This is a genomic window from Pseudomonas turukhanskensis, assembly GCF_027922365.1.
In the GTDB taxonomy this organism is placed as follows: Bacteria; Pseudomonadota; Gammaproteobacteria; order Pseudomonadales; family Pseudomonadaceae; genus Aquipseudomonas; species Aquipseudomonas turukhanskensis.
In genome coordinates this window covers 298842-313175 of record NZ_BSFN01000003.1, presented here as the reverse complement: position 1 = coordinate 313175, position 14334 = coordinate 298842, and the positions used below count along the sequence as shown (strand labels likewise).

The following is a 14334-nucleotide window of genomic DNA, read 5'->3' as shown; positions in this document are numbered from 1 at the left end:
GTCACGCCTCCACCAGGTAACCAATGCCGCGCACCGTGCGGATCAAACCCGTGAACAGCTTTTTGCGCAGGTGGTGGATATGCACCTCCAGGGTGTTGCTCTCGGCTTCTTCGTCCCAACCGTACAACAGTTGGGTAAGACGCTCGCGGGTAAACACCTTGCCCGGCTGCGACAGCAGCTCGTGCAGCAATACGTACTCTTTGGGGGTGAGCACCACTGCCGCGCCCTGATAGCGAACCTGCTGGCTGGAGGGGTCCAGGCTCACGCCGGCATGCTCCACCACGGCTTGTGCGCGCCCGGCACTGCGGCGCAACAACGCCCGCAGGCGCGCTTTGAGTTCGTTGAGGTCGAAGGGCTTTACCAGGTAGTCATCGGCGCCGGCGTCCAGGCCGGCGATACGGTCGTCGGTGTCATCGCGCGCCGTCAAAATGAGCACTGGCAGGTTGGAGCCGCTTTTGCGCAGTTGCTGCAGCACCTGAATGCCGCCAAGCCTGGGCAAGCCCAGGTCCAGTACAAGCAAATCAAAGGTTTCGCTGAGCAAGGCATGCACGGCGCTGACGCCATCCTGCAGCCAGTCAACCGTATAGCCCTCGGCCTTCAAGCCCGCGCGTACGCCCTCGCCGAGGGCGGTGTCGTCTTCCACTAGCAGCAGTCGCATGCCATTCCTTATTGAAGATTTTCAGCTATCAATTGAGCTTGTGCTCAACGTCTTTGAGTAAAGCATCAATGTCGCGGCGACGGCCTTCATCGGCCAATTCACGACCAGGCCGCGGCGCCGCTTGCTTGGCTTTGAGCAGCGCCACCTTGGCCTCTGCATAGTGGCCTTCGCGGTACAGGTGGTCGCCCCAGAAATACAGACTGTCGATGCCCGCAGGGTTGAGTTTCAAGGCCTCTTGCAGCAGCTTTTGCGCCTCATCGGCGTCGCCAAAACCAATGGGCCAGCCCGGTACGCGATCGTACAACGCTGCGAGGCTGGTGTACGCCGAGCCTTGCAACGCGCTGGGGTCCAGGCTAAGGGCTTTTTCCAGCGATGCCTTGGACTGTTTCGCCTTGCCCAAGGCCCCCAGCCCTCCCTCGGCGCCGGCCCAACTGCTGACCACAATACCGTTCCAGATCCACGCCTCGGCGGCTTTGGGCTGTTCAACGGTAAAGGCCTGCGCCTGGGCCGCGAGTTTTTCGAACTCAGCGGCTTTTTGTTTTTCCGGCGTGTTGTATTGCACCTCGGCCCAACGCTGCTGAATGCTCAGCAAGCGTTGCGCGCCGGCATCGTCCAGTGCCCAGGCCGTACCTTGCAGGGCAAACATGGCGGCCACGGCTGCAGTTATCCATCTGTTCATCGCTTGGGGTTCTCCGGTGTGTGAGTGAAGCTTCGAATAATTGGCAGCTGTTTGCGCAAGGCACGGTCGACCAGGCTGGGGAGCATGCCGTTAAGACGCACAAACAGTTTTTCCGGCCAGCCGAGGTAGAGCTCGCTTAAGTTTCGTTGCACCGCTTGCATCACTTCGCTGGCTACCCACTGCGGCTCGTCGACATTGGCGTTGAGCGCCTTGTTCAACGCCATGGCGGCAGCGCTGTTCATGCCGGTGCGGGTGGCCCGGGGCGCGACGTACAAGACGTTCACATCGGTGTCAGCCAGCTCGCGACGCAACGCCTCGGAAAAGCCGCGCAAGGCAAACTTGCTGGCGCAATACACGGCATAACCGGGGTAGCCGATGGAGCCGTAGGTAGACCCCACGTTCACCACCACGGCATGGGGCTGGCTGCGCAACATCGGTAGCATGGCGCGGGTGAGCTGCAAGGTAGCCACCACATTCAAGGCCAACATCTCGTCGATCTGCTCGTCGTCAATCTGCTCCAGCAACGCAAAGCGGTTAACCCCGGCGGCGTTGATCAGCAGGTTCACCCCACCCAGGTGCCGCGCCGCTTCCACCACCGCATGTCGCCCGGCGCTGCTGCGCAGATCGGCAGATACCTGACGAATATGTTGCGGGTAGCGTTTTACCAACTCGGCCAGGGCATCGGCCTGGCGGCTGATGGCCAATACCTGGGCGCCAGCTGCACACAATTGCTCAGCCAGGGCCAGACCAATGCCGCCACTGGCGCCGGTAAGCACCACCCGGCAATCAGACAAGCGCATGGTGCACCTCAAGGGGTTTGCCCGGGTTTTGAGCATGGGACAAGCCACGGAACATCTCGGTGTACAGGTGGTACACCACCTTGCTGGCGTGAATGACGGCAGCTTTGTCCGCTGGCTCTTCCAGGCGGTTCATCAGGCCCCGGTAGGTGTCCATGTGGTCGATATCCAAGGCACCGTGGGAGGACAGGTAGCTAAACGCGATGGCCGGCAACTGCAGACGGTCTTGAATCACCGTTGCGGCCTGGGTGGCCAAGGCAATGCTGGTGCCTTCGAGCACATTGACCATGCCGAACAGACCCACCGGGTTCCCCCGGGCGATCAGGTCGTAGAGGAAGCTGACCATCAACTCGATGGCCAGGCTCGGCTGGCCGTCTCGCACCTGCTCGGCATCGCCGCCACAGGCGCGGATGTCGTTCAGAATCCATTGCTCGTGGCCGTATTCTTCGTCGATGTACTCGCACACTGCCCCGCGCAGCCATTCAAGCCGGCTCGGCAAGCGCGCACCGCAGGCCATCATCAGCGGCACCGTGTGGCGCACGTGGTAATACGCCTGGGTGAGAAATGCGCGGTAGTTTTCCAGGCTGACTTCACCGGCCAGGGCATCGCGGATTACCGGTACGGTGAACAGCGCCTGGCGTTCCTGGGCGGTAGCCGCTTGCAATTGGTCAAAAAAATTCATGATCGTTTCCTCATTCACTGACGAGTTCTGAAAGGGTGTCGCGATAGCGCGACAAAATGGCTTCGCGCCGCAGTCGGCCATTGCTGGTCAGCAAGCCGTTGGCGGGGCTAAAGGGTTCTGGCAATCGTTTCCAGGCATGCACCTGGGCGTAGTCGGGCAACTGGGCGTTGGCCTGGGCCACGGTGCCGGCCAGGGTTTCATCGCTGGCCGTTGGGTCCAGCGGCCACAGCAGGGCCAGGTTGCGGTTCAGGCCCTCGCCATGGACAAAGGCCTGGGCGATGGTGCCGCGTTGGGTCAACTCCGCCTCCACCCAGTCGGGGTTGACGTTGCGGCCAAAGCTGGTGATGAACTGGTGCTTTTTACGGCCCTTGAGATACAGGTAACCGTCGGCATCAAACTCGCCGATATCACCGGTGGCCAGCCACGTTTGCTGATACGGCTCATCGCCCAGGTAACCCAGCAAGGCCGAGCCCTTGACCAGCACTTCACCGTCTTCACCCAGGCGCACCGTCACATGGGGCAACGGTTTGCCTACGCTGCCGAGGCGGTTGTGTTCCGGCTGATTAAGGCACACCACCGAGGCGCATTCGGACAAGCCGTAGCCCTGGTAAACCGGCAGGTTGACCTTGGCAGCGCGCTCCAGCAGATCCAGGCTTACCCGCCCGCCGCCGACGGCAACAAAGCGAAACTGGTGGACAGTGAGCAGCTTGCGCTCCAACGCGGTGACCAGCCCCTGCAACAACTGCGGCACCAGAATCAAACTGTGCGCACCGCTCATGGCCACGCTGGCCAGTAAGCGCGCCCAATCAACACCCGTTGCCCCGTCAATGCCCATGCTCTTTTGCGACGGCACCGTCACGCTGGCCCCCACCCACAAGGCTGCATAAATACCCAAATTCTCCAGCAGCACCGCCAGCGGCAGAACCGCCAGGTACTTCTCCGGCGCCGCCGAGCGGCTGGCGTTGGCCAACTCCTGAGTCACCCGCAGCAAGGCCGCAGCGCTGAGGCATACACCTTTAGGCGTGCCCGTGGTGCCAGAGGTGTAGGTGATTTTTGCTGTGCCGGCGGGAATACGTACGTCACCATTGGCCTTACGGCGCCAAAACGCACCTTCCTGATAAAACCCGGCTTCACGCATTCCGGGCGCCATTGCCGCGTCCGCCACGGCGATGTCCACCTGGCTTTGGTCAAAGCAATGCAGGCGTTGAGCGTGAGTGAAAAACGGCGGCAAGGTGACGCAAGGCAAGCCGGCGAACAGGGCCGCCAGATCCCATAGCACAGCCTCCGGACTGTTCTCCATCACCAAGGCGAACACCTGGCCCTGATGGGCCTCAAGCAAAGCGCGGCGCTGCTCAACCTGCGCCCACAGGTCGTGGTAGCTGTAACGGCTGGTTTCCCCGCGCAGGGCGACACCCTGACGGTCTTGTAGCGCATGCCCTTGCAAGGCTTCGCGCAGGGCGGCCAATTCATGCGGCATGACAGCGGCTCCGTTCAAAAAACGGAAAACCCAGGCGCGCGAGCACCCCGCTGATCTCCAGTTGTTCCAGACCCAAGCGGATATTGCCGGCGAACACATTCGGGTGTTGGGCGTAATAACGGCCCCAGGCCTGTTGCTCGCCGCCCAATTTTTCCGGGTCGGCCTCGCACAACAGCAGCGGTTCCAGGCCCAGGCGCTGGAAGCTGTTGATCAGCGTGGCGGCGCCGGTGAACACCACCCATTCCAGACCATGGCGGGCCAACAGCCAGGTCATGGCGACAATAATGAGCCGGGCACTGCCAGCATTGCGCGCCGCCAGGTTACCGACCTCCACAATATGGCCACGCTCCACGGGCTTGCCCGCCAACCGCGACACCACCTGCTCCACAGCACTGGGCAAATACTGTTCGACAAACAGCGGCCCGGCACTGGCGATGCGCGCGCCTACGGCAGCGCTGAGTTGATGCTGACGATCACGCAGGGCCAGCAGCTCGGGCATAAAGTGGTGGACGTCTGCCTGATGGACAGTGGCGAAACGATCCTGAATAAAGGCTTCCACTGCCGGGCGTTGAAGGTCGTCCTTGAGGGTGAGCGAGAGCGCCAACGGGCGCTGCGCATCCGGGCCAAATCGCAATGGAAAGGCGGTATTCCACTTGGCATCAATCATCGACATTCCCTCCAGCGGTTAGGCGATGGAGGCACTATCGACAGTGAAGCTTAATGAAATCTGAAGCACGCTGATTACGCTGCGCAAGCGCAATTAAACAGACAGATTTATCTTCCCTTGTCTCGACTCGCGCACTTTGCGAGTTGCATCGGTTGTTCCACACCGAATGTGCCGGAGCGCATCCATCGCCGGTTCTGACCCGATCTGCTGCTACTCACAGGAGATACGGGTGCCAGATCCGTTTTGTAAACGCATCCCGCGGCAGTGCAGCGCCTAACGGTTAACGACCCAGGTATTCTTCAGGATGTTGTCGCGCCGCAAGCCCTGCGCTAGTGAAAAGCAGCGCACTTCGCACGGGGTTTATGCGCAGCGCTGGACTTCTCTGATTTTCTTGGCTTGGGATATGGAGAACTCACTAGGCAGTGCGACTGCATTCTTCGCCGCAAGCACTTCGGCCATCACACTGACGGCGATCTCCGGCGGCGTCTTGCTGCCGATGTAGATACCGATTGGCCCATGCAGGCGCTCCAGCGATTCTTGCGTCTGCCCAAAGTGCTCAATCAGCCTATCGCGTCGGTTCTGGCTGTTGCGTCGCGAACCAATGGCTCCGATGTAGAAAGCGGGCCCTTGCAATGCTTCCAGCAACGCCAGGTCGTCTAGCTTGGGGTCATGGCTGAGGGCGATGATGCAGGTGCGCACGTCAGGCGCAAAGGCTCGGACTACGTCGTCCGGCATCTGCTGGATTCGAACTACACCCGGCACACTCCAGGTTTTCAGGTATTGCGGCCGAGGATCACAGATGCTGACCTGAAAGCCGTTGAACTGCGCCATCACGGCCACGTATTCGGCCAATGCGCCGGCGCCGATCAGTAGCATGCGATACCCCGGCCCCAAGGTATTGCTCATGTGTTGGCCGTCAAAGGCGAATTGATCCGGCGCAGCGGTGTTGTGCAGAGTGACCTGCCCTGTGTGCAGATCCAGTTCGCGCCGTACCAATTGGCCCGCATCGAGGCTCGCCAGTAAAGGGTCAAGGCTCTCTAAGGCGGGTATAAACTCAAGGACCAGTTCTAGCGTGCCGCCGCAAGGCAGACCAAAGCGATGCGCTTCGTCCGCGCTCACACCGTAGCGAACCACATCCGGCAACCGTTCAGGCAAGCCTGCGGCACCATAAGCCGTGGTGTAGTGGTGGATAAGGTCATCTTCGATGCAGCCACCGGAAACGCTGCCCACCACACGCCCATCGTTACGCAACGCCATCATCGAGCCCACTGGCCTAGGTGACGAACCCCAGGTTCGCGCCACGGTGACCAGCAGCACGCGGTCACCCGCCGCAAGCCAATCGCGGGCGGTGCGCAGCACTAAAAGATCAATGCTTTCCATCCAGCCTCCAGCGGCTTATCGCATGTGCAAGAGAATCGGCGTAGGGCTGGCCGGGTCGGTATGCGCTCGCAGGGTGGCGACAGCCTTCGCGTCCACTTCGCCCCCTTGATTACCCCAGGTCGCGCGGACAAACGACAGCACCTGGGCAATCTCCAGGTCCGAGAGTTGTTCGCGAAAGGCGGGCATCCGGTAAGCGTCCGGGACCCCGGCGGCAACTACCCGCAACGAACCGTTAAGGCTGATGTTGATGGCCGATTCAGCTGCAGCTGTCATTGCCGAAGTGGCGCCCGCCAAGGGCGGCATCCACGGCGCCTGGCCCTTGCCATCCAGCCCATGACAGGAGGCGCAACGGGTTTCGTAGAGGTGCCCACCGGCGCTGACAAATACCGAAGCCTCAGCCGCCTGGTATTGCCAGGGCGGGCCATCGCGCTGGGGATCGCCCGGTAAGGACTTGAGGTAGCGAGCGATGGCAGCGAGGTCGGCGTCAGTCAAGAATTGCGTGGAGTTGTTGAACGCTTCGGTCATCGAACCAAACACCACCGCATGTTGGTTACGCCCCGTTTTTAGGAACTGTGCAATATCTGCCTCGCTCCAGCGCCCCAGCCCTGTGTTTGGGTCGTTGCGCAAGCTCGGCGCATACCAGCCGTCCAACAGAGCGCCAGCCAGGAATTGCTCACCGCTGTCATTCAAAGCTTTTTCGTTGAACGCCAGACCACGCGGCGTATGGCAACTGCCACAGTGGCCTGCGCCCTGCACCAGGTAAGCACCACGGTTCCACACGGCGTCTTGCGTCGTCTGCTGAGCGAAGGGCTCGGGCTGTGTAAACAGCGTATTCCATAACGCAATGGGCCAGCGCACGTTGAGCGGCCAGGGTATTTCACTCGGTTTGTTGGCTGCCGCCACTGGACTGACGCCTTGCATAAAGAATGCATACAGCGCGCGGATGTCTTCGTCGCTCAGTTTGGCGTACGACGGATAAGGCATCGCCGGATAGAGCCGGCGTCCCTCAGGCGCCACGCCGTGGCGAATGGCACGGTCGAAGTCAGCCAGGCTGTAGCCGCCAATGCCTGCTGTTACGTCGGGGGTAATGTTGGTCGCATAAATAGCCCCCAATGGCGTCGCCATTTTTAGCCCGCCGGCGAATGCAGGGCTGTCGGGCAGGCTGTGACAGGCCACGCAGTCACTGGCGCGAGCCACGTATTCGCCGCGCTGAATCAGCGCAGCGTCGCCTGGAGCCACGCTGCCTGCAGCGTCGAGCGCTGAAGCCGGTACCCTAGTGCCATACCAAACCAACAGGACCAACACGACCAGACCGACCAATGCCAGTGTGCCGGCCGCTTTTGCGTAATGCCGTTTGCTCATGGACACATCTTCCCGTCAGGTCGGTTGGCTAAAGGTGTAGCTGGAGAACGGCATGCTGCGAATGCGCTGGCCGGTCAGTCTGGACACCGCATTAGCCACCGCTGGCGCAACAGCCGGAAGCGGTGGCTCACCAATGCCGCCCATCTTGGCGCCGCTCTCGATCACTTTGACGTGTACCCGCGCCATGCGGGCGGGCGGCAAGATGGGGTAGAGATCGTAGTTACGTGCGCGCGGTTTGCCGTCGACGTACACCGCCTCTTCGACTAACGCCTGGGACAACCCCAGCGCCACCGCACCATTAACCTGCGCCTCAACGATGGCGGGGTTGACGATGCTGCCAGGGTCTATCGCCTGCCAAATGTCATGAACCTTGACCTGCCCATTTTCAATCGAGACCTCGGCGACCACCGCTGTCTCGGTTCCAAACGGCGAGGCCATGGCCACACCGCGTGCGCGCCGTGAACCATCTTCAGCGGTGAACGGCCCACGCTTCCAGCCACCGGATAGTTCAGCAACGGACTGCAGCAGATGGGTTAACCGCGCGTTGCCTTGCAACAAATGCAGACGCAGCTCATAGGGATCATGACCGCCCTTGTCGGCCAGCTCATCGAGGAACGCCTCGTAGAAAAAATCGTTGAGCGAGTTACCCACTGAGCGCCAGTAGCCAAGCATGACCGGGCCCTTGACGTAGATCTGGGCAATGCGCCGATGCGCAATTGCGTAGGCCTTGTCGGTCAACCCTTCAAGGGCCGACGGGTCAAGCTTCTCACCTTGTTTGCCGGCCAGGCCCTCGGTTGGCCCTTCGGTGGCGCTAACCGCTTCGATGGCGACGGGCAACCCGTTGGCATCGAGCGCGGCGCGAAACTTGACCACCGCCATGGGGCGCAGCGGGTCACGCAGAAACTCCTCCTCGCGGCTCCAAATCAGCTTGATCGGACGGCCGACTGCCTTGGCCAATTCGATGGCCTGCGGGTACGGGTTGGCAGTGTCGTACAGGAAGTGCCGACCGAAAAAGCCGCCGAGCAACGGTGTATGCAGCGTGATCCTGGAGGGATCCAGGCCGGTACGTTTCGCGATGTCCGCCAGGAAAAAGTCCTGCGCCTGGTTAGGCAACCAGATTTCCAACCCGCCATCGGGATTGAAGCGCGCCAATGCTGAAGGGGGTTCGAGCTGCGCATGGTTGACGTACTGGTTGTGGTAGGTGGCTTCAACGGGCGTCTTCGCTTTTGCCAGCGTGCCAGCGAAGTCGCCTTCCACCTCGGCATCACGCCCTGGCCCTGGCTCATTTGCCAGGCGCTCACGAAACGCCACGCTGGAAAAGTCGGCTGGCATGATACGTAACGGGGAGTCCGAGGACGGTTCCTGCCACTGCACTTGGATAGCTTCGACCGCACGCTTGGCATGCCACCAGCGCTCGGCGACCACCGCCACAGCGCCGGGCAAACGGTGCACCGAGTGGACCCCCTTCATCGCCTTGACCTGCGCTTCGTTGCGCAGCTCGCCCACCGTCATGCCCAGGCGTGGCGCATGCTGCACGGCGGCGTGGAGCATGCCGTCTACCTGCAAATCGATGGTGTATAGCGCTTTGCCGGTGGACTTGTCGTAACTGTCCAGGCGGCGCACCGGCTTGCCGATCCAGCGGAATTGGCTGGGGTCACGCAGCGTGATGCTGTCGATAGCGGGCACTGCCAGGTCCAACGCAAGGCCCGCCAATTCGCCGTAGCTTAACGAGCGTCCCGACGCTACATGCAGCACGTGGCTGGGCTCGGTGGTCAGTTCAGACACAGGCACATTTAAACGTGCGCTGGCAGCCTGCAACAACATCGCGCGGGCCAATGCGCCAAGCCGGCGCATGGTGGGATAACTCATGCGCACCGACATGCTGCCGCCGGTAATGCGCAGGCCATTTTCCATCACCACATAGGCTTCGCCGGGCGGCGCGCTATCGACTACAAAGGTCGAGGGATCGGCGTCCAGTTCCTCGCCGACGATTTGTGCCATGGCGGTGTAGGTACCCTGACCGCCCTCAATAAAGGGGCATAGCAGGCGGATGGTGTTATCCGGGCGGATCTCAAGAAAAGCGCTCACTTGGGTGCCGGCCGCTTGGCGCTCGGCCGCAATCGCCTGCATGCGTGCAGAACCCAGCGGCACACCAAAACCAAGCACCAACGCGCCAACCGCCGTGCCGGCAGAAGCCACTAGAAAGCGACGGCGCGATAGATTGATGGGCTCACCCAGGGCGCTATCAATGGGCGTACTCATCAGACTATCTCCCCGGCAGGCGCCGCTAAGGTGGCAACATCGGTTGCCAGCTCGTGGACGGCCGCATTGATGGCGTTGTACGTGCCGCAGCGGCACAGATTGACCATCGCCGCCGCGATTTGCGCATCGTTGGGCTTCGGGGTGCGCTTAAGCAACGCGGTCGCCGCCATGACTTGGCCAGACTGGCAATAGCCGCATTGGGCGACTTGATATTCAACCCACGCCGCCACTACGCGCTTGCCAACTTCGTCGACTTCTATCGCCTCAATCGTGGTGACCTCCCGGCCGACCACGCCGGCTACTGGGGTCACGCATGAGCGCACCACATTGCCGTCAACAAGTACCGAGCAGGCGCCGCATTGGGCCAGACCGCACCCGTACTTCGTACCGGTCAGCCCCAGGTCGTCGCGGATAACCCAGAGCAGCGGCGTGTCCGCCTCGGCATCGACCTGATAGGTTTTTTGGTTTATTCGCAGTTCCATGGCTCACCTGCTTTAACGGGGATTAGTCTTTTTAAAGGCATTGGCATTCGAGTGCCGGCCTGTTCGCTTTAGGACCTTAGCACTGAGCGCTTGAGCTCAGTGCTTTGCGGCTGAGATAGCCGTTATAAGCCACGCTGATCAATCGCCCGCCTCAGCAGGTGCAGGTCGACGCACAGCTTTGCCGTTATCCTCAGCGGGTAGAAAGAGGCAGTGTTAGCGCAATTCTCCGTCTGCCTTGCCTAATCCTGTCGCAGTGCGCCAGGGGTGACTCAGCCCTCGAGCTTTTTCAAGGCCGCCTGGAGACGCTTGGCCGGCTCGGGCGCGCCGCGCGCTTCCAGCTCACTGGCCACTTGGTTCAATTGCTGCGCCGTGAGGCCCACGTTCTTGCCTATCTTCAGGTGCGCCTCCAACTGCGACTCCACACCAGACAGTGCGGCAAGTGCCCCAATGGTGGCCAGTTCGCGGGCGACCCAATCAAGGTTGTCGCGGGCGAAGATATCGCCGAACAGGTGGCCCTTTAGAAACTGGTCAATAGCAGGGGCAAACACAAACAGCGGCCCTGAGACTGGCGCGCCCACCAGGCGGGTTTGATTATCGGTGCCCAGATCGAGCAAGGCGTGCCCCGACGGCACTGGACCTGGTTCGCGCCCCGGTTCGTCGTAAATGCCTCGTGCTTCGCGCTCCTGCAGCACGCTCATCAGCAGTGACAGCGCATTGAGGCTGCGCGGAAATCCGGCATAGGCATAGAGCTGAACCAGGATTTCCTTGCTCTCGCTAATTGTCAGCCCGGCATCGAGACCACGATTGAGCGCGTCGCGCAAACGGGGCATATCGCCGACCGCCATGGCGGCGCCGATAGGGGCAATGGTCTGTTGTTTGGCGGTTAACATTTGCTCACTCACTGTCTGCGTCTCCAATTCAGGGGAAGTACTGGCTGGGCAAACCTGGGCGTACGCGAAACTGGTCAGGATGACGAAGCTGACCAGTGCCCCCAACCGCACCTGGCTGCGCTGACTTGGCTTGGTACCGTTCATGGATCAGTTCTCCACCTGGCGCTTAATGCGCAGAAAACGTCACCCGAACATCGTCGCGGCCCAGCGCCTGAGAAAGACCCGCTGGGTTGTCGATACGACCAAGACGGGTATAGGTGTAAGACGAGTTGAAGGTTTTATAAAAGACCACCAAGGAGTCGGCGCCATACAGGAGGAAATCGCCTTTATGGATGGTTCCAGGCCGATACGTTTGAGTGGGCAATGGACGCTGCAAGGTGACGTGCTTTTCGTTGTCGTTCAGGTCGCTCATGTCCAGAGTGAGCGGTAAACGGGCGGTAAGCTCCCGAGTGGTCGGGTTGTCTTCGAGGGTAATGGCGAAGCGCTGTTGGCCTACGGTCATCCACATCGTGGTGTTCTCCATGCCTGTTGACGGGGCGTCGCTGGTGGTCGCAGCAGCGAGGGGGAAAGCCGAGAGGGCAAATGGCATACAGACCGCCAACCAGAGGTCCTTCCATCGAGGGGAATGATCGATATACATGGCCTTGCTCCATGGACGAAAGGGTTCACTGGGTGTGCGGTGCTGGCGAACGCGAGGTTAAAAAGATCAACAGTGCGGCAAGCATCAGCACCGCTGCGCTGGCGATAAACGTGCTCTGGTAGCCCTGCGCGTCAAACAGTACGCCGCCGACCGTGGAGCCCACGGCGATAGCCAATTGAACAATTGCTACCATCAGGCCTCCGCCTGCCTCGGCGTGCTCCGGCATGGCGTGGGCAATCCAGCTCCACCAGCCCACGGGCGCGGCGGTTGCAATAAAGCCCCAGAGTCCGAGCAATATCGCTACAGCGATAACCCAGGTGCCCGCAGGAATCAGCGCCAGCGCAATCACCGCCATCAGCACCGAGATGATGCTTAAGGTGCCGTAGAGGTTGCGTTTGAGGACGGCACCGATCAGCGTGGTGCCGCAAAACCCAGCGATGCCTATCACCAATAGCAGCAGAGAAAGGGTCGGCACGTTCACGTGGGTGACCGTTTCCAGAAACGGGCGCAGGTAGGTGAACAGCGCAAACTGGCCCATAAAAAACAAGCCAGCGGCGGCCATGCCCAGCGCCACCGTGCGGTTTTTTAGGAGGTTGAACACATTACCGGTGCCTGGCCCGCGCTTCTGCGTGGCCATGCTGGGTAGGCTTATCCACTGCCAGACCAGCGCAATTAACGCCACCGGAACCAGGCACAAAAATGCGCCACGCCACCCCACAATTGAGCCCAGATAACTGCCCAGCGGGGCTGCCGCCACCGTCGCCAGGGCGTTGCCGCTGTTGAAAACAGCCAGCGCTCTTGGCACCTGTGTGGCCGACACCAGGCGCATCGCAGTGGCTGCTGACATCGACCAGAAGCCGCCAATCACTACGCCAATCAGGGCGCGTCCAATCATGTAGATCAGGTAATTCGGGGCAAGCGCCACAATGGCGCCCGACAGGGCCATCAAACCGGTTAGCGCCAGCAGCAACGTCTTTCTGTTTACGCTGCCGGCGACCCAACTGATCGACAGGCTGGCTAACACCGCAAACGCACCAGAGATGGCAAGCCCCTGACCGGCCATGCCTTGGCTAACCCGCAGGTCGTTTGCCAATGGCGTCAGCAGGCTAACGGGCATGAACTCCGAGGCGATCAGCGCGAACACGCATAACGTCATGGCATAAACACCACCCCAGTGAGCGGTACGCGTACCGGTCACTGGGGTGGTGGCGTGCGCGTGAACGTCGGCGGTCACTTCAGGTGGTCCTGAAAGAACTGGGTCAGCTTGGCGAAGGGAATCAGCTCGACGCGGTCGTACAGATCGACATGGCCTGCGTTGGGCACAATCACCAATTCTTTCGGCTCCCCAGCAAGGCGAAACGCCTCTTCGCTGAACTCGCGGGAGTGCGCGTTTTCACCAGCGATAAACAACATTGGCCGTGGCGAAATGCTCTCGATATCCACGAACGGATAGAAGTTCATGAACTTGGTATTGCTGGCCAGCGTCGGGCGGGTGGTCTGTTGCGGCGGGGAACTGGCCGGGGTGAATTCGCCACGCGGGGTGCGATAGAAATCAAAGAACTCACGCTGGATGGGGTGGGTGTCGGCAGTGAGTGTTTGCACTGTGCCGCCGGTGTATTCGATTTCGCCGCCCGCGAACTCCACATAGCGCTGCTCAGCGGCCGCTGCGATGACCTGCTTGCGCTGTTCAAGGCTTTGCGAATGCTTGAGGCCGTCACGGTTGGCGGCGCCCATGTCATACATGCTGACGGTGGCGATGGCTTTCATGCGCGGGTCGATCTTGGCCGCGCTGATCACAAAGCTGCCGCTGCCGCAGATGCCCAGCACGCCGATGCGCTGGCGGTCGATAAAGACCCGCGTGCCGAGGTAATCCACAGCGGCGCTGAAGTCTTCGGCATACATATCGGGCAGCACTGCATTACGTGGCTGGCCTTCGCTTTCGCCCCAGAACGACAAATCCAGCGCCAAGGTAACGAAACCCTGCTCCGCTAGCTTTTGCGCATACAGATTGGAACTCTGCTCTTTTACCGCGCCCATGGGGTGGCCGACGATAATGGCCGGGCTGCGGGTGGCGTTATCCAGCCCTTTAGGGATAAACAGGTTGCCAACCACATTGAGCTGATATTGATTTTTGAAGCTGACCTTTTGCACGGTCACTTTGTCGCTTTTGAAAAAATTGTCTGCACCGTGGGACATATCGGCTCCTAAGGCGGTGAATGAACTGACTAAAAACCCAAGCATCACGAAGAGTTTTTTCACAGGGTGTCCTTTTCAGAAGAAAGGTGACAATGGCGGCGGCGGTTAACGCGAAGCTCGCCCTCGTCATGGAGATGAACGGTGATGGTGGGTAGTGTTGCG

14 protein-coding genes are annotated in these 14334 nt (G+C 60.8%); all 14 read right to left on the bottom strand.

Annotation, left to right across the window (positions count from 1 at the left end; translation table 11 throughout):
• Position 1: 1 nt before the first annotated feature.
• Positions 2-658 (bottom strand): response regulator, encoded by a 657-nt coding sequence (locus PKE98_RS07815; protein WP_271194700.1) that lies wholly within the window; start codon positions 656-658, stop codon positions 2-4.
• A 28-nt stretch (positions 659-686) separates the two neighbouring features.
• Positions 687-1337: a tetratricopeptide repeat protein gene (locus tag PKE98_RS07810; protein WP_271194699.1), complete on the bottom strand. Its 651-nt coding sequence runs from the start codon at positions 1335-1337 to the stop codon at positions 687-689.
• Complete coding sequence (locus PKE98_RS07805; protein ID WP_271194698.1) at positions 1334-2137, bottom strand: SDR family oxidoreductase; 804 nt, start codon at positions 2135-2137, stop codon at positions 1334-1336. The genes PKE98_RS07810 and PKE98_RS07805 overlap by 4 nt, the downstream gene beginning before the upstream one ends.
• Positions 2124-2816 (bottom strand): iron-containing redox enzyme family protein, encoded by a 693-nt coding sequence (locus tag PKE98_RS07800; protein WP_271194697.1) that lies wholly within the window; start codon positions 2814-2816, stop codon positions 2124-2126. Before PKE98_RS07800 ends, PKE98_RS07805 begins: the two co-directional genes overlap by 14 nt.
• A 10-nt stretch (positions 2817-2826) precedes the next feature.
• A complete protein-coding gene (locus PKE98_RS07795) occupies positions 2827-4293 on the bottom strand; it encodes an AMP-binding protein (RefSeq protein WP_271194696.1) in 1467 nt (488 codons plus the stop codon).
• Positions 4283-4960, bottom strand: a complete 678-nt coding sequence (locus tag PKE98_RS07790) for a thermostable hemolysin (RefSeq protein WP_271194695.1) — start codon at positions 4958-4960, stop codon at positions 4283-4285. Before PKE98_RS07790 ends, PKE98_RS07795 begins: the two co-directional genes overlap by 11 nt.
• A 360-nt stretch (positions 4961-5320) precedes the next feature.
• Complete coding sequence (locus PKE98_RS07785) at positions 5321-6340, bottom strand: XdhC family protein (protein ID WP_271194694.1); 1020 nt, start codon at positions 6338-6340, stop codon at positions 5321-5323.
• 15 nt (positions 6341-6355) lie between these two features.
• Positions 6356-7702 carry a c-type cytochrome gene (locus PKE98_RS07780; RefSeq protein ID WP_271194693.1) on the bottom strand — a complete coding sequence of 449 codons (1347 nt, stop codon included), beginning with the start codon at positions 7700-7702 and terminating at the stop codon, positions 6356-6358.
• 15 nt (positions 7703-7717) lie between these two features.
• A complete protein-coding gene (locus PKE98_RS07775; protein ID WP_271194692.1) occupies positions 7718-9964 on the bottom strand; it encodes a xanthine dehydrogenase family protein molybdopterin-binding subunit in 2247 nt (748 codons plus the stop codon).
• Positions 9964-10446: a (2Fe-2S)-binding protein gene (locus PKE98_RS07770; protein ID WP_271194691.1), complete on the bottom strand. Its 483-nt coding sequence runs from the start codon at positions 10444-10446 to the stop codon at positions 9964-9966. Before PKE98_RS07770 ends, PKE98_RS07775 begins: the two co-directional genes overlap by 1 nt.
• A 269-nt stretch (positions 10447-10715) precedes the next feature.
• A complete protein-coding gene (locus PKE98_RS07765; protein ID WP_271194690.1) occupies positions 10716-11480 on the bottom strand; it encodes a carboxymuconolactone decarboxylase family protein in 765 nt (254 codons plus the stop codon).
• A 22-nt stretch (positions 11481-11502) separates the two neighbouring features.
• Positions 11503-11976, bottom strand: a complete 474-nt coding sequence (locus PKE98_RS07760; RefSeq protein WP_271194689.1) for a cyclophilin-like fold protein — start codon at positions 11974-11976, stop codon at positions 11503-11505.
• A gap of 25 nt (positions 11977-12001) precedes the next feature.
• Entirely contained in the window at positions 12002-13132 is a 1131-nt protein-coding gene (locus tag PKE98_RS07755) for an MFS transporter (RefSeq protein WP_271194865.1), read from the bottom strand.
• Positions 13133-13206: 74 nt separating this feature from the next.
• Complete coding sequence (locus PKE98_RS07750; RefSeq protein WP_271194688.1) at positions 13207-14235, bottom strand: alpha/beta hydrolase; 1029 nt, start codon at positions 14233-14235, stop codon at positions 13207-13209.
• Between the last annotated feature and the right edge of the window lie 99 nt (positions 14236-14334).

Bases quoted from the DNA above. Each gene is read 5' to 3' on its own strand.
- PKE98_RS07815 (WP_271194700.1), bottom strand. From the start codon at position 658: ATGCGACTGCTGCTAGTGGAAGACGACACCGCCCTCGGCGAGGGCGTA.
- PKE98_RS07810 (WP_271194699.1), bottom strand. From the start codon at position 1,337: ATGAACAGATGGATAACTGCAGCCGTGGCCGCCATGTTTGCCCTGCAA.
- PKE98_RS07805 (WP_271194698.1), bottom strand. From the start codon at position 2,137: ATGCGCTTGTCTGATTGCCGGGTGGTGCTTACCGGCGCCAGTGGCGGC.
- PKE98_RS07800 (WP_271194697.1), bottom strand. From the start codon at position 2,816: ATGAATTTTTTTGACCAATTGCAAGCGGCTACCGCCCAGGAACGCCAG.
- PKE98_RS07795 (WP_271194696.1), bottom strand. From the start codon at position 4,293: ATGCCGCATGAATTGGCCGCCCTGCGCGAAGCCTTGCAAGGGCATGCG.
- PKE98_RS07790 (WP_271194695.1), bottom strand. From the start codon at position 4,960: ATGATTGATGCCAAGTGGAATACCGCCTTTCCATTGCGATTTGGCCCG.
- PKE98_RS07785 (WP_271194694.1), bottom strand. From the start codon at position 6,340: ATGGAAAGCATTGATCTTTTAGTGCTGCGCACCGCCCGCGATTGGCTT.
- PKE98_RS07780 (WP_271194693.1), bottom strand. From the start codon at position 7,702: ATGAGCAAACGGCATTACGCAAAAGCGGCCGGCACACTGGCATTGGTC.
- PKE98_RS07775 (WP_271194692.1), bottom strand. From the start codon at position 9,964: ATGAGTACGCCCATTGATAGCGCCCTGGGTGAGCCCATCAATCTATCG.
- PKE98_RS07770 (WP_271194691.1), bottom strand. From the start codon at position 10,446: ATGGAACTGCGAATAAACCAAAAAACCTATCAGGTCGATGCCGAGGCG.
- PKE98_RS07765 (WP_271194690.1), bottom strand. From the start codon at position 11,480: ATGAACGGTACCAAGCCAAGTCAGCGCAGCCAGGTGCGGTTGGGGGCA.
- PKE98_RS07760 (WP_271194689.1), bottom strand. From the start codon at position 11,976: ATGTATATCGATCATTCCCCTCGATGGAAGGACCTCTGGTTGGCGGTC.
- PKE98_RS07755 (WP_271194865.1), bottom strand. From the start codon at position 13,132: ATGACGTTATGCGTGTTCGCGCTGATCGCCTCGGAGTTCATGCCCGTT.